An 18,166-nucleotide genomic window follows, 5' to 3' on the forward strand; every position below is an offset into this window, starting at 1 on the left:
GTTGAATGGGGGTTCATGTGTCACTTCCGTGCGGGGGGTGACGCATGAACCCCCATTCAATGCCGGGGGAGGGCGGGCAGCAGCGACACCTCCTGCGCCTTGACCGCGAACCACACCGCGCGCCCGGGCGCGAGGTCGAGGTCGGCGACCGCGGCGGGGGTGACGTCCGCGGCGAGCCCGATGCTGCCGTCGGGGTGGTCGGCGGCGCGGACCCGGACCGTGGACCCGTGCACGTCCAGTTCCGCGATCGTGACCGCGAAGACGTTGCGGGGGCTGGCATGTGGGGGTTCGGTGTGCACGGCGACCGCGGACGGCGGGAACAGCGCGACCGCGGCCGCACCGGCGCCGGGCGGCTGCGCATTCTCGGCTGCCCCGGACACCGTGACACCCCACGACGTCACCAGATGGTCCGCGTCGCGCATCGTGCCCCCGACCAGGTTGACCCCGGCGATCCGGGCCGCGAACGGGCTGCGCGGCGCGGTGAGAACCGCACGGACCGTTCCGGTTTCGACCACCCGACCGGATTCGACGACGAGTACCCGGTCGGCGAGGGCGAGCGCATCGAGCAGGTCGTGGGTGACGACCACCGCGGTCCGGTGCTGCTCCCGCAGAATCCGGCGCAGCAGCCGGCGCAGGACGGGCGCGACGGCCACGTCCAGGGCGGCCATCGGCTCGTCGAGCAGCAGCAGTGTCGGATCGGCGGCCAGCGCCCGCGCCAGCGCGATCCGCTGCGCCTGCCCGCCCGACAGCTGCGACGGGCGGCGGTCCGCGAGGTCGAGGGCGTCCACCTCCCGCAGCCAGTGGGTGGCGATCTCCCGCGCCGCGCGCCGGGACATTCCGCGGCTGCGCGGCGCGAACGCGACGTTCGCCGCGGCCGTCAGGTGCGGGAACAGCAGGGCCTGCTGGGACAGCAACGCGACACCCCGGTCGTGCGGGGGCACGAACACCCCGGCCGCGGTGTCGGTGAGGGTCCGGTCGCCGAGCGTGACGGTGCCGGTGTCCGGGTGCAGCAGACCCGCGACGAGGCCGAGCAGGGTGGACTTGCCCGCGCCGTTCGGGCCGAGGACCGCCAGCACCTCGCCGTCGGCGAGCGCGACGTCGAACTCGGTGTCGCGCCGCGTCAGCCGGGCCCGGACCCGGAGCGCGCTCACCCGAACCCCGACGACCGGTTGCGATGCGTCAGCAACACGATTACGGCGGCGGCGACGATCAGGAGCAGCGACAGCGCGACCGCGGCCTGCGGGTCGGTCTCGCGCTGCAGGTAGATCTCCAACGGCAGGGTCCGGGTGACGCCCTGCAGCGACCCGGCGAAGGTGATCGTCGCACCGAACTCGCCCAGCGCCCGCGCGAACGCGAGGACGGCGCCCGACGCGAGCCCCGGCAACACCAGCGGCAGCGTCACCCGGCGCAGCACCGTCGTCGGACGGGCGCCGAGCGTCGCGGCCACCTCCTCGTACCGGCGTCCCGCGACCCGCAGCGCGCCCTCGAGGCTGACCACCAGGAACGGGAGGGAGACGAACGTTTGCGCGAGCACGACGGCGGTGGTGGAGAACGCGATTCGGATGCCGAGCGCCTCGAGGTGCCCGCCAAGCAGCCCGGCGCGACCGAACGTGTATAGCAGGGCGATGCCGCCGACGACCGGGGGCAGCACCAGCGGCAGCAGTACCAGTGACCGCAGCGCGGCCCGGCCGCGGAACCGGCCCCGCGCCAGCACCAGTGCCAGCGGGACGCCGAGTAGCACGCACACGACGGTACTCACGCTCGCGGTCTTCAGGCTGAGCAGCAACGCGACCCTGGCCGATTCGGAGGTGACGAGGGACAGGAAGCTACCCCAGTCGATCTCGAGGAGCACCGCGACCAACGGCAGGGTCAGGAACACGGTGGCGACGGCGGCGGGCAGGTACGCCCAGCCGGGCAGGCCGATGCGTACCCGCCCGTCCGGGTCGTGCGCTGCCCCGAGCCTCACGGTGCGTCGAATCCCGCCCCGGACAGCACTTCCCGGCCCTCGGGTCCGGTCACCAGGGAAACGAACGCGGCGGCCGCCGCGGGGTTGTCGGACGTCGACACCGCCGCGATCGGGTAGGTGTTCACCGCGCCAGCCGATTCCGGGAACGGCACCTCGGTCACCCGGTCCCCGGCACCGGCGGCGTCCGTGCGGTACACCAGGCCGGCGTCGGCCTGACCCGAGAGCACCTTGCCGAGCACGTCGGTCACCGACGACTCCTCGCTGACCGGGGTCAGGGTGATTCCGCCTGCCTGCTCGACCTTGTCGGTCGCGGCGCCGCACGGCACCTGAGGCGCGCACACCACGACCTGCAGGTCGGGATCGGCGAGATCCGCGAACGAGGTGATCCGCGCGGGGTTTCCGGGTGGGGTGACGATGGTCAGGGTGTTGCTGGCGAAGTCGGTGGGCGTGCCGGCGACCAGGTTCCCGGCCCGGGTCATGTTGGTGGTGTCGGCGGAGGCGAACACGTCGGCGGGCGCACCCTGCCGGATCTGGGCGACCAGGTCCGACGACCCGGCGAAGTTGAACCGCACCGACGTCCCCGGATGCGCCGACTCGAACATCGCACCGAGTTCGGTGAATGTCGACGTCAGGGACGCCGCCGCGAAGACGGTGAGGTCGCCGCGCACCGCCCCGTCGGTGGCCGGTGCCACCTCGTCCGCCGTCGACGTCGAGCACCCGGCGGCAAGGGCGACGGTGGCCGCGGCCGCCGCCAGGGCCGTCGGGGCGCGGCGGTGGTGGCTCACGAGGTGCCCTCCGGGGTTTCGACGATGACGGTGGTGGCCTTGACCATCGCGACCGCGATCGAGCCGGGTTCGAGCCCGAGGCTGCGGACCGACGCGCTGCTCATCAGCGAGACGACCGTGAATGGGCCGCACTGCATCTGCACCTCGGCCATCACCGTGTCGGTGGTGACCTTGGTGACCAGGCCGACGAATCGGTTGCGGGCCGAGCTGCCGGATCCGAGGGGGTCGGGCGGGGAAGTGGCGTGGTCGACCGCGAACTCGGCGAGCACCTTCCCGTCGACGACCTTGCGTCCCGAGTCGTCCTTCGATGCGGGCAGCGCGCCGCTGTCGATCCACCGCCGGACGGTGTCGTCGCTGACGCCGAGCAGGCCCGCGGCCTCCCGGATGCGGATCGTCGTCATGGCCCCTCCCGATTCTGATCCGCAGATGCGGGTCGGAGTCGATGATAGACCGGTGAATGCGGAAGGGCTCAGTAGACGTCCCGGAGGTATCGCTTCTCGGCCGCGAGCGCCCTGACGTACGCATCCGCGCTGCGCGGCGCCAGCCTGCCGTGCTGCGCGACGATCCCGCACAGCGCCTCGTCGACGTCCTTCGCCATCCGCTGCGCATCGCCGCACACGTAGAGGTGTGCGCCGCGGCCGAGCCACGTCCAGATCTCGGCGCCGCGCGCACGCATCCGGTCCTGGACGTAGACCTTCTCCTCCTGGTCCCGGGAGAACGCCGCATCGAACTCGGTGAGCACCCCCTCCGCGCGGAGCTCCTCGACCTCGTCGCGGTAGTAGAAGTCGGTCGCGGCGTGCTGTTCGCCGAAGAACAGCCAGTTCGGGCCGGTGTGCCCGAGCGCCCGCCGCTCCCGCAGGAAGGCGCGGAACGGGGCGATGCCGGTGCCGGGGCCGATCATGATCATCGGCGCGTCCGGTTCGGCGGGCGGCCGGAAGTGACGTGACTTCTGCACGAAAATGCCGACCTTCTCCCCCTCGGCGTGGTCGGCGAGGTAGGTCGAGCACACCCCGCGGCGCGGGGTGCCGTGCACGTCGTACCGCACCGCGGAGACGGTCAACTGCACCTCGCCGGCATTCTCCCTGGGGCTCGACGAGATCGAATAGAGTCGTGGCTGAAGCGGTTTGAGGATCGTGAGCCACTCCTCGGCGGTGGCGCGGACCGGAACCCGCGCGAGCAGGTCGAGCGACTGCCGACCCCACGACCAGTCGTCGAGTTCGGCCCGGTTCTCCGGCAGCAGCAGCGCGGCGAGCTCGTCGTCCCCGGTGCGGCCGTGCACGAACCGCAGCAGGTCGCCGGTGATGCGGGTGATGTCGAGGCGTTCGGTGAGCGCGGTCCGCAGCGGCATTGTGCCGTGCTCGCCGATCTCGACCGTCGCGGCACCGTCCAGCCCGGTGGCGTCGAGCCACTCCTCGACGACGCGGACGCTGTTGCGGGGCCACACCCCGAGCGCGTCGCCCGCCTCGTACTCGAGGGTGCCGTCGGGGAGATGGAACCCGAACTGCCGCACATCCTTTGCCGATCCGGGCAGGGACAGCGTCACGTTGCGGGTGAGGGTGGTCAGCAACGGAGTCTTCCGGCCGTACTCGGGCGCCGCGGCGACCGGCGGGGCGGGTGGCGCCGGCGGGGTCACCCCGCTGGCGTCGTCCGGCGCGGTGCGCAACGACTCGGTGACGGCGGCAAGCCAGGCCGCGGCGGAACCCTCGTAGTCGGGTTCGCAGTCGACCCGGTCGACGATGCGGGTGCCGCCGAGCTCGCCGAGCCGGGCATCGAGTTTGCGACCGTGGCCGCAGAAGTCGTCGTAGTTCGAATCCCCGAACGCGAGCACCGCGAACCGGGTGTCCGCGAGCCGCGGCGCGTCGTCCGCGGACAGCGCGTCCCACAGGCGGGACCCGTTGTCCGGTGCGTCGCCGTCGCCGTACGTGCTGGTGATCAGCAGCACGTCCCTGGTGTCCGCGAGTTTGGCGGCCGCGAAGTCGTCCATGCCGTGCACCGCCGCGGGCACCCCGGCCGCCGCGAGCGACGACGCGCACGCGGCGGCGAACTCCTCCGCATTCCCGGTCTGCGACGCCCACAGCACCACAACCGGCGACCGTCGTGCCGTGATGTCGGCGGGGTGAGTGGCCGTGGATCCACCGGGAAGCGTTGTGCGGGAAAACAACCCGGCAAGGATGCCGTCCACCCAGGCGCGGGTGGGCGGATCGAACGGCGCGCCGTCCGGCAGCGCAGGAACGTCCCGATCGGTGCCGCCCGGGTCGGTGCGCAGCGCGGCGACCATCCCCGCGAGATAGCGGCGCTGCACCGGACCGAGGTCGGCCGCGGGTTCGGCCGCGACACCGAGCAGGTCGGCGAGGGTGTCGAGTCGGGTCACGCCTGCCCCTCCGGTCGTCGGATGTGCTGGTGCCGAGGCCGGGGTCCGATCGGCGCCGTCCGTGGTCGCCGCATGGTCGGCTGCCGCGGCCACCCTGGTCAGGGTGACCGCGCACGCCTTGAACTCGGGCTGCTGCGAGACCGGGTCGATCGCGTCGTTCGTGACGGCGTTGATCGCCAGGTACTCCCCGAACAGGTCGTTCCAGTGGAACGGCGCGAAGCAGTTCCCCGGCCGCACCCGGTCGCTGACCACGGCGGGGAGCACCGCGCGACCGCGGCGGGACGCCACCTCGACCCGGTCGCCGTCCGTCACTCCGAGCCCCCGCGCATCGTCGGGATGGACCTCAACGAACGGTCCGGGTGCCAGCCTATTCAGCTTTGCGACCCGTCCGGTCTTGGTCATCGTGTGCCACTGGTGCGCCACCCGGCCGGTGTTGAGCAGGATCGGGTAGTCGTCGTCGGGCAGCTCGGCTGGCGGCAGGTGTGGCCGGGGGAAGAAGGCGGCCCGCCCGGACGGGGTCGGAAAGGCCAGTCGCGGCACGGTGCCGTCCGGGCGGACCAGAAGGTCTTGGCTCACACCGTCGTTGCGGTAGCGGATGGGGTGCCGGTCGGTGTCGACGCCGGGCGGGCACGGCCACTGCACCGGCGTGCGCCGCAGCCGCTGGTAGCTGATGCCCCGCAGGTCGTAGCCGGTCCGGGGATTCGCGAAGCGCGTGATCTCCTCGAACACCTCCTCCGCCGACGAGTAGGTGAATGCCTCCGAATACCCCATTTCGCAGGCGATCCGGGCGATGATCTGCCAGTCCGGGAGGGCCTGCCCGACCGGATCGAGTGCCTGCCGGAACAGCGTGAGGGTGCGTTCGGAGTTGACCATCACCCCGTCGGACTCGGTCCACAGCGCGGCGGGCAGCAGGACGTCGGCGTAGTCGTTGGTCTCGGTGTCGAGGTACGCGTCCTGGGTGATCACCAGCTCCGCCCGTTCCAGTCCTGCCAGCACCGTCTTCCGGTTGGCAACGGTGGCAACGGGGTTCGTGCACATGATCCAGCAGGCCTTGATGTCGCCGTCCGCCATCCGGGTGAACATGTCGATGGTGCCGCCGCCAACGTCGGCGCGCAGTGACCCGCGGGGAATGCCCCACGCGTCCTCGACGAAGGCCCGATCGTCCGCGGACGTCACCGACCGCTGGCCGGGCAGACCCGGGCCCATGTACCCCATCTCGCGGCCGCCCATCGCATTCGGTTGACCGGTCAGCGAGAACGGACCGCTGCCGGTGCGGCAGATCGCGCCGGTCGCCAGGTGCAGATTGCAGATCGCGTTGGTGTTCCACGTGCCGTGGGTGCTCTGGTTGAGACCCATTGTCCAGCAGCTCATCCAGTCGGCGGCCTCGCCGATCCACCGTGCCGCGGTGCGGATGTCGTCCTCGGGGATGCCGGTGACCTCGCCGACCCGGTCCGGGGTGTAGTCGGCGAGGAAGTCGGGCATCGCGTCCCATCCCTCGGTGAACTCGGCGATGAACCCGGGGTCGGTGTGCCCGCTGCTGGTGATCAGGTGCAGCAGACCGTTGAGGAGGGTGAGGTCGGTGCCCGGCGCGATCTGCAGAAACAGGTCCGCCTTGTCGGCGGTCGCGGTGCGGCGCGGGTCGACGACGATCAGCTTTGCGCCCGCCTTGACACGCTCCATCATCCGCAGGAACAGGATCGGGTGGCAGTCGGCCATGTTGGAGCCGATCACGAAGAACACGTCCGCGTGGTCGAAGTCCTGATACGAGCCCGGTGGGCCGTCGGCGCCGAGTGACTGCTTGTACCCGGTGCCCGCGCTCGCCATGCACAGCCTCGAGTTGGACTCGATGCGGGTGGTGCCGATGAATCCCTTGGCCAGCTTGTTCGCCAGGTACTGGGCCTCGAGCGACTGCTGCCCCGAGACGTACAGGGCGACGGCGTCCGGGCCGTGCTCGTCGACAATCGCCCGCAGCCGCGTCGCCGTCTCGGTGATGACGGCGTCCACGCCGGCTGGCGTGATCGAGGATCCGCGGTCGGGCCGGAGGTAGGCCGACTCCATCCGGCCGGGCCCGGCGAGCAGGTCGCTGGTCGTCGCACCCTTCGTGCACAGCCTGCCCGCGTTCGTCGGATGCGCAGCGTCGCCGGACGACCTCGCGGCGCGGCGCCTCCCGGTCTCCGGGTCGGTGGTGACGTCCAGAATCAGCCCGCAGCCGACCCCGCAGTACGCGCAGAGGGTCTCGACCCTGTCGATGTCGCCGGATGTGCCCACCTGGTGACCTCCCGTCGTTGCCGGTCCGGACGACGTGAAGTCTCGACGGCGGATGTTTCGACGCCCGGCCGCAGATATTTCGGGCAGGTGAATCGTTCATCACCGCCGCCGCGCCGGTGCGGTGCGCGCGCCGCCGGGTCGCGGTGGAGGTCAGTCCCGTGTCGGCGGCACCAGCTGGATGCGCCGCAGCGGGATCGGCGTCTCGAGGGCGATCGCCGTCGCCGACCGCAGCACGTGCCGTCCGTCGACGATCTCGTCGATCACCCGCTGCAGGTCCGCGTGCGTGCGCGCCACCACCCGGACCAGCAGGTCGCCCGCGCCGGTGGTGGTGTGCGCCTCGAGCACCTCCGGGATCGCGGCCAGGTGCTCGATCACCGGCGCGTGCCCCCGGCCCTGCGCGATTTCCAGGGTGGCGAACGCCGTCACCGGGAAGCCGAGCGCGGCGGCGTCCAGGGTGGGGGAGCGGCCGACGATCACGCCGTCCCGTTCGAGCCGGTCGAGCCGGGCCTGCACGGTGCCGCGGGCGACGCCGAGCCGCCGCGACGCCTCCAGCACCCCGACCCGCGGCTCGTCGTGCAGCAGCCGCAGCAGGGCGGCGTCGAGACGGTCGATCGACATCGCGGCCTCCTGGTCATCTTGCCCGGTAAAACGGCGACACCACTCAGCATTCTGTACAGGCTGTGCAGCGTCAACGGCGGCCGTTGCGCAGGGCTGGCGCCGGGGTGACCGTGGGGGATGACCTCCGCACGACTCACCAGCCACGAACGGGCAGCGCACCTGCGGGCCGGGCAACTGCGACGCCTGGTCGGGCTGGTCGACCACGACGACGACGCCGACCCGTTCCCCGTCGTCGGGATGGACGCGGTCGAGTTCGGGTGCGGCAACGCGACCCAGGCGGCGCACTACTTCGGCTCGGCGTGGGGCATGGACCTCGTCGCCTACGCGGGCCCGGAGACCGGGCGGCGCGACCACAAGTCGTACGTCCTCGAGTCCGGGTCGGCCCGGTTCGTGCTCAGCGGCGCCGTGGACCCGCGCAGCCCGCTCGCCGACCACCACCGCAGGCACGGCGACGGGGTCGTCGACCTCGCCCTCGAGGTCGTCGACGTGGACCGCTGCATCGCGCACGCCCGCGGCAGGGGTGCGGTCGTCCTCGACGAGCCGCACGATGTCACCGACGGCGACGGCACGGTCCGGGTCGCCGCGCTCGCGACGTACGGAAGCACCCGGCACACCCTCGTCGACCGGTCCGGATACCGCGGGCCGTATCTCCCCGGATTCGAGTCCCGCACCTCGACCGTCGTGCGCAGGCCGGGAGCCCCCGACCATGTCTTCGTCGCGCTCGACCACGCCGTCGGCAACGTCGAGATGGGCCGGATGGATCACTGGGTGCGCTTCTACAACGAGGTCATGGGGTTCACGAACATGGCCGAGTTCGTCGGCGACGACATCGCCACCGAGTACTCGGCGTTGATGAGCAAGGTGGTCGCGAACGGTAACCACCGCGTCAAGTTCCCGCTCAATGAGCCCGCGGTCGGGCGCAGGCGGTCGCAGATCGACGAGTACCTCGACTTCTACGGCGAACCCGGCTGCCAGCACCTAGCGCTGGCCACCGACGACATCCTCGCCAGCGTGGACGCATTGCTGGCCGAGGGGGTCGAATTCCTCGCCACCCCCGACGCCTACTACGACGATCCGCTGCTGCGGGCCCGGATCGGCCGCGTCCGGGTCCCCGTCGAGCAGCTGAAGGCCCGCGGGATCCTCGTCGACCGCGACGAGGACGGCTACCTGCTGCAGATCTTCACCCGGCCCCTCGGTGACCGGCCGACGGTGTTCTTCGAACTGATCGAGCGGCACGGCTCCCTCGGCTTCGGCAAGGGCAACTTCAAGGCCCTGTTCGAATCGATCGAACGCGAGCAGGCGGCGCGCGGGAACCTGTGAGGTCACCGTCCGATCTCGTTGCGCTGGCGAACGGCGCGCGAGTGGTGTTTCATCGGTGAACTATGAGCCACGTCACCCACGCCGCCCGCATCGCCACCATCGCCGCCGGAGTCGTCGCCGCAGCGGCCTCGTCGGTCGTGATCGCGACCGCTGCGCCAGCGGCGCCGGGCTCGGAACGGTTCACCCCGCTCGCCGACGGTTCGCACACCGAATTCCTCGTCAACCCGGTCGTCACCCAGGACGACCTGCTGTACACGGACAAGGACATCACCACGATGCCGGGGGTGCGCGCCCACAGCATCGACGGCCGCAGCTACTCCTTCTACCGGGTGGTCGACGGTGTCCGGATCGGGATGGCCCGGATCAGCGAGTTCTGCCTGCCCACCGGTGCCTGCCACGGCATCATCGTCGACGCCCCCAAGCTGCCCTGACCGCTCCGCCCGGTCGGGAGTGAGCCCGGTCTCCTACACCCTGTCGTTGTCAAAATCTCGGCAGCTGGGACACTGGAGGCCGTGACTGCCACCCCCGGCGCAGCAGCGCCCGACTACGCCCGGTCCGCCCAGCTCTTCGACCGGGCCTCCGCGGTCATCCCCGGCGGGGTGAACTCACCGGTCCGGGCCTTCGGATCGGTCGGCGGCACCCCCCGCTTCATCGCGTCCGCGTCGGGCTGCACCCTCACCGACGTCGACGGCAACGACTACGTCGACCTGGTCTGCTCGTGGGGTCCGATGATCCTCGGGCACGCGCACCCCGCCGTCGTCGATGCGGTGCAACGGGCGGCAACGACCGGACTCTCGTTCGGCGCACCGACCGAGGCGGAGGTCGAACTCGCCGAGCTGATCGTCGACCGGATCGCCCCCCTCGAGCAGGTCCGGCTGGTCAACTCCGGCACCGAGGCCACGATGAGCGCGGTCCGGCTCGCCCGCGGATTCACCGGGCGCGGCAAGGTCGTCAAGTTCGCGGGCTGCTACCACGGGCACGTCGACGCGCTGCTCGCCGAGGCGGGTTCCGGGCTCGCCACCTTCGGGCTGCCGACCTCGCCCGGCGTCACCGGCGCCCAGTCGTCGGACACCCTGGTGCTGCCGTACAACGACCTCGACGCGGTGACCCGCGCCTTCGCCGCGCACCCCGGCGAGATCGCGTGCGTCATCACCGAGGCGGCGGCGGGCAACATGGGCACCGTTCCGCCGGTGCCCGGCTTCAACGAGGGCCTGCGCAGGCTGTGCACCGAGCACGGCGCGCTGCTGATCATGGACGAGGTGATGACCGGATTCCGGGCCAGCCGCACCGGCTGGCACGGCATCGACGGCGTCGCTGGCGACCTGACCACCTTCGGCAAGGTGATGAGCGGCGGCCTGCCCGCGGCCGCGTTCGGTGGGCGCGCCGACGTGATGGGCCATCTCGCGCCGGCAGGCCCGGTCTACCAGGCGGGCACCCTGTCCGGGAACCCGGTCGCCGTCGCCGCCGGCATCGCGAGCCTGAAAGCCGCAGATCAGGCCGTGTACGACGCGCTGGACCGCAATGCGGCGACCCTCGGCGCCCTGATCGGTGACGCACTCCACGCGGAAGGGGTGCGGCACCAGGTGCAATTTGCAGGCACCATGGTGAGCGTGTTCTTCGCCGACCGACCCGTGACCGACTACGCGGCGGCGAAGGCCAGCGAGACGTGGCGGTACCCCGCGTTCTTCCACGCACTGCTCGACGGCGGCGTGTGCGCACCCCCGAGCGCGTACGAGACGTGGTTCGTCTCCGCCGCGCTCGACGACGATGCCTTTGACCGGATCGCGGCGGCACTACCCGCCGCGGCAGCGGCGGCCGCCGCCGCCACACCCGGCGCCTGAGCCTGCCCCGCCCGACCCAGACCACCCGCCCGATCCGAGCTCCCGGAGCAGCCCACCGTGACCAGTCCGCAGCAGACGCCGTCCGCAGCACCCGCCGAGTCCCGCACGATCGTGCACGTGCTGCGGCACGGCGAGGTGCACAACCCGAAGGGCATCCTCTACGGGCGGCTGCCCGGCTACCGGCTCTCGGTGGCGGGGCAGGCCCAGGCGCGGACGGTCGCCTCGGTGCTGTCCGGGCACGACATCACGCACGTCGTCGCGTCCCCGCTGCAGCGCGCACAGGAGACGGCGACGCCGATCGCCGACGCGCACGGCCTGACGCTGGCCACCGACGACAACCTGATCGAGGCGGCGAACGACTTCGAGGGCCTGAAGGTCTCGGTCGGCGACGGCGCGCTGCGGCGGCCCCGGCACTGGTGGAAGCTGCGCGACCCGTTCACCCCGTCGTGGGGTGAGCCGTACCTGCAGATCGCGCACCGGATGCTGGCGGCGGTCAACGCGGCCCGGGTCGCCGCGGTCGGGCACGAGGCGGTGTGCGTGAGCCATCAGCTTCCGGTGTGGACGCTGCGCCGCTTCCTGCAGGGTGAGCGGCTCTGGCACGACCCCCGGCACCGGCAGTGCGCGCTGGCCTCGCTGACGTCGCTGGTGTACGAGGGCGACACCCTCGTCGACATCGTCTACTCCGAGCCGGCGGGCGCCTCCGATCCGACGGTGACCGGGGCATGAGGGTGGTGTCGCCGCTCGTGCGTGGTCGGCGTGCCGCTCGCCTCCGGGTCCTCGTCGCGCTGCTGCTTGCGCTGGTCGTCGGGTCGACCGCGAGCGCCTGCGCCACCGGCGACGACGCGGTCGCGACCGGCGGCACCTTCGACTTCGTCTCGCCGGGCGGGCAGACGTCGATCTTCTACGACCCGCCCGCCGACCGCGGCACCATCGGCAATCTCACCGGCGAGAACCTGATGGAGGAGGGGCAGACCCTCTCGCTGTCCGACTTCGACGGCCAGGTCGTCGTTGTGAACCTGTGGGGCCAGTGGTGCGGCCCGTGCCGCGGTGAGGTGGACGACCTCGAGACGGTGTACGAGAACACCCGCGACCAGGGGGTCGCGTTCCTCGGCATCAACGTCAAGGACTATCAGCGGGACAAGGCGCAGGACTTCGTCACCAACAACAAGGTGGGCTTCCCGTCGATCTACGACCCGTCGATGCGCAGCCTCACCGCGCTCGGCGGCAACTTCCCGACCAGCGTCATCCCGTCCACCCTCGTCCTTGACCGCCAGCACCGGGTCGCCGCGGTGTTCCTGACCGCGCTGCTCGTCGACGACCTGCAGCCGGTGGTCGAGCGGATCGCGGCGGAACAGTGACCACCGCAACCCTCGCGCAGGGCATCAGCGTCAGCGCCCAGGGCATCGGCGCCACCTTCCAGGACACCGCGGCCACCGGTCCGCTGCTGCTGGCGCTGCTCGTGTGCGTGCTCGCCGGACTGGTGTCCTTCGCGTCGCCGTGCGTCGTCCCGCTGGTTCCCGGCTACCTGTCCTACCTGGCCGGGGTCGTCGGCTCGGACGCGCCCCCGGTGACGGTGCAGCAGGCCAGCGTCCGCACCGAGACGAAGTCGGCGCGGCTGCGGGTCGCGGGGGCCGCCGCCCTGTTCGTCGCCGGGTTCACCGTGGTGTTCGTGCTGGCGACGATGACGGTGTTCGGCGCGATGTCCGCGCTGTCCGTCAACCGGGAACTGTTCCAGCGGATCGGCGGCGTGGTCACGATCGCGATGGGCCTGGTGTTCATCGGCCTGGTCCCCGCGCTGCAGCGCGACGTCCGGTTCGAGCCGCGCCGGATCTCCGGCCTGCTCGGGGCGCCGCTGCTCGGCGGGGTGTTCGCGCTCGGCTGGACGCCGTGCCTCGGACCGACCCTGACCGGGGTGCTCACCGTCGCCGCTGGCACCGAGGGCGCCACCGCCGCGCGCGGGCTGGCGTTGATGGTCGCGTACTGCATCGGCCTCGGGCTGCCGTTCGTGCTGCTGGCGTTCGGGTCGGCGCGCGCGCTGCGCGGGGTCGGCTGGTTGCGCCGCAATGCGCGGACCATCCAGATCTTCGGGGGCGTGATGTTGGTTGCGGTCGGTGTCGCGCTGGTGACCGGCGCGTGGGACCTGTTCGTTGGGTGGGTCCGGGACGCGTTCGTGTCGGAAGTGACGTTGCCGATCTGATGGCGGCGGAGGAGAAGGAGTACGCAGTGACGGACCCGAACGGGAGCGCGGTTCCCCGGCAATCCGCCGTGGGACGGCTGGTCGCCCCGGTTCGCAACACGTGGCGCGGCCTCACGTCGATGCGCACCGCGCTGGTGCTGCTGTTTCTGCTCGCGGTCGCGGCCATCCCCGGCGCGCTGCTGCCGCAGCGCAGCCTCAACGCGGGCAAGGTCGACGAGTACATCGCGAACCGTCCGACCCTCGGGCCGTGGATGGACAAGCTGGAACTGTTCGACGTCTTCGGCAGCTTCTGGTTCACCGCGATCTACGTGCTGCTGTTCGTCTCGCTGATCGGGTGCATCATTCCGCGCTGCTGGGATCACTACAAGGCGCTGCGCACCAAGCCGGTCGCCGCCCCGCGCAGGCTGTCCCGGCTGCCGCACCACACCGAGACGGTCGTCGACGCCACCCCGGAGGAGGTCGCGGCGGGCGCCGTCGCCCGGCTGCGCGGCTGGAAGTCGGTCACCCGCAGCGGTGCCGCGCTGCGGTCCGGTCGGCCCGGGGAGATCACCGTGTCCGCGGAGAAGGGGTACCTGCGGGAGGCGGGCAACCTGGTGTTCCATCTGTCGCTGGTCGGCCTGCTCGCCGCGATCGCGGTCGGCAAGCTGTTCAGCTACGAGGGCAACGTCATCATCGTCGCGAACGGCGGACCCGGCATCTGCACCACCTCGCCCGCGATGTTCGACTCGTTCCGGGCGGGCAACATCGAGGACGGCACCGGGATGACCCCGCTGTGCGTGCAGGTCAAGGACTTCACCGCCGACTACCTCGACAATGGTCAGGCCGAGATGTTCACCTCGAACATCCGCTACCAGGCGGGCGCCGACCTCGAGTCGAACACCTGGCGGGACGCGCAGCTGCGGGTCAACCATCCGCTGCGCGTCGCCGGTGACCGCGTCTATCTGCAGGGCCACGGCTACGCGCCGACGTTCACGGTGACCTTCCCGAACGGGGAGACCCGCTCCGAGACGCTGCAGTGGCGGCCCGACGACGCGACCACCTTCCTCTCCAGCGGCGCGATGCGGTTCGACCCGCCCGGCGGCATGTACCCGGACGAGACCGAGCGGCGCAAGAACCAGATCGGCATCGAGGGACTGTTCGCGCCGACCGCCTCGTTCCACGGCGAGCTGCTGTCCTCGAGCTTCCCCGCGCTGACCGACCCGGCTGTCGCGATCGACGTCTACAAGGGCGACACCGGCCTGGATACCGGCAACCCGCAGTCGATCTTCTCGCTGAGCAAGGAACTGGTGAACCAGGGCCGGATGACGAAGGAGGCCCGCGTCAACCTGCGGCCCGGGGAGTCGACGACCCTCGCGGACGGCACCGTGGTGCGGTTCGACGGGGCGACGGACTTCGTGAACCTGCAGGTCTCGCACGATCCGGCGCAGAACTGGGTGCTGGTGTTCGCGATCTCGATGATGGGCGGCCTGCTGGTGTCGCTGCTGATCAAGCGGCGTCGGATCTGGGTGCGGGTGTACCCGGCGCCCGTCGACAAGGATGCCGACACCGCGTCGGATACATTGGGCGAGGGTCGACGACGTACCGTAGTAGAAATGGGTGGGCTCGCCCGCACCGATCAGGCCGGCTGGGGCGACGAGTTCGACCGGCTCGCCGACCGGCTGCTGGAGGACCTTCGCACGCCGGACACAGCGGCGTCGACCGACAGGTCGACGCGGAGTCGCGCCTGACGCGCGGGAGAGAGAACCATGCCGATCAACGAGAACCTGTCGCACCTCAGCGACCTGGCCTTCGAGTCCGCGTTCGCGATCTTCGTGCTGGCCTTCGTGCTGCTCATCGCGCAGTACGCGACGACCCGGGCGCGCGCCGTCCAGGAGCGTGAGCTGGTCGCCGCGGGCGGGCTGCCCACCGACGCGCCCGCGACCCCGGGCCGGGTGACAGCGCCGCAGGGCACGCCCCTGTCCGAGCGGCTCGGCAACATGGCGATGGCGGTGCTCGTCGTCGGTGTCGTGCTGCAGTGGGCGTCGATCCTGCTGCGGGGGCTGGCGACGGACCGCTTCCCGCTCGGCAACATGTACGAGTTCGTCAGCATGGCCGTCGCCACCGCCACCGCGGTCGGCGTGATCGCGCTCCGCAAGCAGCAGTACCGGTCGCTGTGGGCGTTCCTGCTGATCCCGGTGCTGATCCTGATGTTCCTTGCCGCGACGGTGCTGTACTCGGACGCCGCCCCGGTGGTCCCCGCGCTGCGCTCGTTCTGGCTGCCGATCCACGTCACGATCGTCAGCATCGGCAGCGGCATCTTCCTCGTCTCCGGCGTCGCCAGCCTGCTGTTCCTGCTCCGCATCCGGCAGCCGCGGGGCGAGGAATCGGCCGGGGTGCTCGGCAAGCTCGCCGCGCGCCTGCCCGACGCCCAGACGCTGGACCGGCTCGCGTACAAGACCACGATCGTCGCGTTCCCGCTGTTCGGCGCTGGCATCATCCTCGGCGCCATCTGGGCCGAGGCGGCCTGGGGCCGGTTCTGGGGCTGGGACCCCAAGGAGACCGTCTCCTTCATCGCCTGGGTGATCTACGCGGCGTACCTGCACGCCCGCGCGACCTCCGGCTGGCGCGATACCCGCGCCGCCTGGATCAACATCGCCGGCTTCGTTGCGATGCTGTTCAACCTGTTCATCATCAACATGGTCGTCTCCGGACTGCACTCCTACGCGGGCCTGACCTGACCGTCGTTCCGGGTGTCCCCGGAACGGGGTCACGAATCGACAGCGAAAAACACTACGGTCACGGAACCGTGGCGGAGTTGTGACCAACTAGGTCCCGGGTGCGGATGCCGGGGACCGCTGATGTAACGGATGATCGACACATGCGCAGGGCGAGGGGGAGGGTTCGGGTCTGGAGCACGATTGCGGTCGCCGTGATCGTGCTCCTGACGATCGGTGTGGTGACGGCTGTCCTGTCCCGGCCGGAAAGCGACGCGCCGACCGTCCTCGCCAGGTACGTCGCTGCGCTCAACGACGGCGACCTCGACGCCGCCGCCGACCTGACGTCCTACCCGAACGCGGCGAACGAGGTGATGGCGCAGGCGTTCGACGCGCTCGCACCCGAATCCGTCACCTTCGAGGTCAACCAGATCATCGACCTCGACGCCGACTCCGGCATGTTCAACGCGGTCGCGAGGTGGGACCTCGGCGACGACCGGGTGTGGACCTACGACGTCGACGGCTGGATCCGGAATCTGTCGGTGGGCTGGCGGGTGTCCTGGAACCCGGACACCTTCATGCCGGGGCTCGGCAACGGCCGCACCGTCCGGCTCGACCGCACCGACGCCGCCCCGCCGACCGTCTTCGACATCACCGGAACACCGATGATGACCGAGCAGACCATCAACTCGATCCGCCTGGACCCGTCCCGCACCCCGGACCCGATCGGCAGCACCGTCGCCCTGGCGAAGGCGATCGAGCCGGTTGCGCCGCTGATCACCGCCGAATCGCTGCAGCAGGAACTCGCCGCGGCGAACGGGCAGCCGATCATCGCGGTCAACCTCAGGGACGGCGACTTCGCGGTCCTTGAGGACCGGCTGCGCGCGGTGCCCGGCGTCGTGGTGGACGGGGAGCCGCGGCTGATCACCCTGGATCGGCGGGTGTCGGGGCCGGTGGTCGACGCGATGCGCGGGGTGTGGCAGGCGAACCGGGACGAGTCGGCGGGCTGGGCCGTGAACTCGGTCGAGCCGAACGGGAACGTCACCCGGCTGGCGGGCCATCAGGGCCCGCCCGGGCCCGACATCCGCTCGACGATCGAGCCGCGGCTGCAGATGGCCGCCGAACACGCCGCGGTCAGCGTCGGCACCCCGGCCGCGATCGTGGCGCTGCAGCCGTCCACCGGCGCGATCCTGGCGGTCGCCCAGAACAACCAGGCCAGCGACCTCGGGTCGATCGCGTTCACCGGCCTCTACCCGTCCGGGTCCACGCTGGACCTGGTCCGGGTCGCGGCCACCGCGCAGAACACCGACATCGAGCACGCGGCGAAGCAGCTGGGGCTCGGCGTGGACTACAAGATCCCCGGGCTGGAGCAGAAGACGGCTTCCTTCGTCGGCAGCGGGCCGAACCTGATGCGCTCGGAGTCCGACCGCACGCCGGACAATCAGGTGGCGGTCAGCCCGTTCGGGATGGCGCTGGTCGCGGCGTCGATCGCCCGCGGCGCGCCGACCGTCCCGCTGATCGCGGCGGGCCAACCGGCCAGCACCGACGAGCCGGTCGAGCAGTTGCCCGCCCCGGTCACCGACCAGCTGCGCGCCATCATGCGGGACACCGTGCACCGGGGACCGGCGAACCTGCTGGCCGGCTACGGCGACCTGATCGGCGCGACCGGCGCCGAGGGGGACGACCGCTGGTTCTACGGGTCGCGCGGCGACCTCGCGTTCGCGGTCTTCGTGCAGGACGCGGACGGTGGCGATCTGGCGGTCAAGGTGACCGACCGGATGTTCACGGCGCTGGCCCGGCCCGCCGAGTAGCGCACCGCCCGGTCGACGCCCGGCCGGATCAGTCCTGCGGGTCGCCGTCCGGGGTGTCGCGGGTCCGGCGATGATTCTCCCGATCGACCTGCCACAGGAACTCGGGGTCGTCGTCCGGGCCGACGACCCGGCCCGCGGGCCTCTGCAGGTCCGGTCCGAACCCCTTCCACAACAGCACGGCGAGCGTCACCAGTCCGATGAGCGCCAACAGGTAGATCACGACGCACCTCCTTCCCTTCAGGCTAGTCGCCCCGGCCGGGCCCCGTAACGGGGTGAGGGGCACCTTCGACCGGTTC

General features: G+C 71.3%; 16 protein-coding genes. 9 read left to right on the plus strand and 7 right to left on the minus strand.

The window, feature by feature from the left end; translation table 11 throughout:
- Positions 1-56: 56 nt before the first annotated feature.
- From ACFWPA_RS07105 to ACFWPA_RS07130, 6 genes are all read right to left on the minus strand, one after another.
- Positions 57-1,151 carry a sulfate/molybdate ABC transporter ATP-binding protein gene (locus ACFWPA_RS07105; protein WP_378569910.1) on the minus strand — a complete coding sequence of 365 codons (1,095 nt, stop codon included), beginning with the start codon at positions 1,149-1,151 and terminating at the stop codon, positions 57-59.
- A complete protein-coding gene (locus ACFWPA_RS07110; RefSeq protein WP_378569911.1) occupies positions 1,148-1,966 on the minus strand; it encodes an ABC transporter permease in 819 nt (272 codons plus the stop codon). Before ACFWPA_RS07110 ends, ACFWPA_RS07105 begins: the two co-directional genes overlap by 4 nt.
- Positions 1,963-2,751 (minus strand): molybdate ABC transporter substrate-binding protein, encoded by a 789-nt coding sequence (gene modA / locus ACFWPA_RS07115; protein ID WP_378569912.1) that lies wholly within the window; start codon positions 2,749-2,751, stop codon positions 1,963-1,965. The genes ACFWPA_RS07110 and modA overlap by 4 nt, the downstream gene beginning before the upstream one ends.
- A complete protein-coding gene (locus tag ACFWPA_RS07120; RefSeq protein ID WP_378569913.1) occupies positions 2,748-3,152 on the minus strand; it encodes a molybdopterin-binding protein in 405 nt (134 codons plus the stop codon). The genes modA and ACFWPA_RS07120 overlap by 4 nt, the downstream gene beginning before the upstream one ends.
- A gap of 68 nt (positions 3,153-3,220) precedes the next feature.
- Positions 3,221-7,390 (minus strand): molybdopterin-dependent oxidoreductase, encoded by a 4,170-nt coding sequence (locus ACFWPA_RS07125; RefSeq protein WP_378569914.1) that lies wholly within the window; start codon positions 7,388-7,390, stop codon positions 3,221-3,223.
- 150 nt (positions 7,391-7,540) lie between these two features.
- Positions 7,541-8,008, minus strand: coding sequence for an Lrp/AsnC family transcriptional regulator (locus tag ACFWPA_RS07130; protein ID WP_378508242.1), 468 nt, complete (start codon positions 8,006-8,008; stop codon positions 7,541-7,543).
- A gap of 117 nt (positions 8,009-8,125) precedes the next feature.
- Between ACFWPA_RS07130 and hppD the strand changes: the two genes are divergently transcribed.
- The 9 genes from hppD to ACFWPA_RS07175 all read left to right on the plus strand — a co-directional run bounded on the left by hppD (position 8,126) and on the right by ACFWPA_RS07175 (position 17,870).
- Positions 8,126-9,328 carry a 4-hydroxyphenylpyruvate dioxygenase gene (gene hppD, locus ACFWPA_RS07135; protein WP_378508241.1) on the plus strand — a complete coding sequence of 401 codons (1,203 nt, stop codon included), beginning with the start codon at positions 8,126-8,128 and terminating at the stop codon, positions 9,326-9,328.
- Between the two features lie 62 nt (positions 9,329-9,390).
- Positions 9,391-9,759, plus strand: coding sequence for a hypothetical protein (locus tag ACFWPA_RS07140; protein WP_378508240.1), 369 nt, complete (start codon positions 9,391-9,393; stop codon positions 9,757-9,759).
- A gap of 81 nt (positions 9,760-9,840) precedes the next feature.
- The gene (hemL, locus tag ACFWPA_RS07145; protein ID WP_378508239.1) at positions 9,841-11,169 is read left to right on the plus strand and encodes a glutamate-1-semialdehyde 2,1-aminomutase; all 1,329 of its coding nucleotides are present in this window, start codon (positions 9,841-9,843) and stop codon (positions 11,167-11,169) included.
- A 57-nt stretch (positions 11,170-11,226) separates the two neighbouring features.
- On the plus strand, positions 11,227-11,895 hold the full coding sequence (locus ACFWPA_RS07150) for a histidine phosphatase family protein (RefSeq protein ID WP_378508238.1): 669 nt from the start codon (positions 11,227-11,229) through the stop codon (positions 11,893-11,895).
- On the plus strand, positions 11,892-12,527 hold the full coding sequence (locus ACFWPA_RS07155) for a TlpA disulfide reductase family protein (protein ID WP_378508237.1): 636 nt from the start codon (positions 11,892-11,894) through the stop codon (positions 12,525-12,527). Before ACFWPA_RS07150 ends, ACFWPA_RS07155 begins: the two co-directional genes overlap by 4 nt.
- Complete coding sequence (locus ACFWPA_RS07160) at positions 12,524-13,366, plus strand: cytochrome c biogenesis CcdA family protein (RefSeq protein ID WP_378508236.1); 843 nt, start codon at positions 12,524-12,526, stop codon at positions 13,364-13,366. The genes ACFWPA_RS07155 and ACFWPA_RS07160 overlap by 4 nt, the downstream gene beginning before the upstream one ends.
- On the plus strand, positions 13,366-15,093 hold the full coding sequence (locus tag ACFWPA_RS07165; protein ID WP_378508235.1) for a cytochrome c biogenesis protein ResB: 1,728 nt from the start codon (positions 13,366-13,368) through the stop codon (positions 15,091-15,093). Before ACFWPA_RS07160 ends, ACFWPA_RS07165 begins: the two co-directional genes overlap by 1 nt.
- A gap of 18 nt (positions 15,094-15,111) precedes the next feature.
- Positions 15,112-16,083 (plus strand): c-type cytochrome biogenesis protein CcsB, encoded by a 972-nt coding sequence (ccsB, locus tag ACFWPA_RS07170; RefSeq protein ID WP_378508234.1) that lies wholly within the window; start codon positions 15,112-15,114, stop codon positions 16,081-16,083.
- Between the two features lie 140 nt (positions 16,084-16,223).
- Complete coding sequence (locus ACFWPA_RS07175) at positions 16,224-17,870, plus strand: NTF2-like N-terminal transpeptidase domain-containing protein (RefSeq protein ID WP_378508233.1); 1,647 nt, start codon at positions 16,224-16,226, stop codon at positions 17,868-17,870.
- A 28-nt stretch (positions 17,871-17,898) separates the two neighbouring features.
- Here ACFWPA_RS07175 and ACFWPA_RS07180 read toward each other — a convergent pair whose 3' ends face one another.
- A complete protein-coding gene (locus ACFWPA_RS07180; RefSeq protein WP_378508232.1) occupies positions 17,899-18,090 on the minus strand; it encodes a hypothetical protein in 192 nt (63 codons plus the stop codon).
- Positions 18,091-18,166: the final 76 nt, after the last annotated feature.

The organism is Rhodococcus sp. NPDC058505 (assembly GCF_042720095.1).
GTDB lineage: Bacteria > Actinomycetota > Actinomycetes > Mycobacteriales > Mycobacteriaceae > Rhodococcus_G.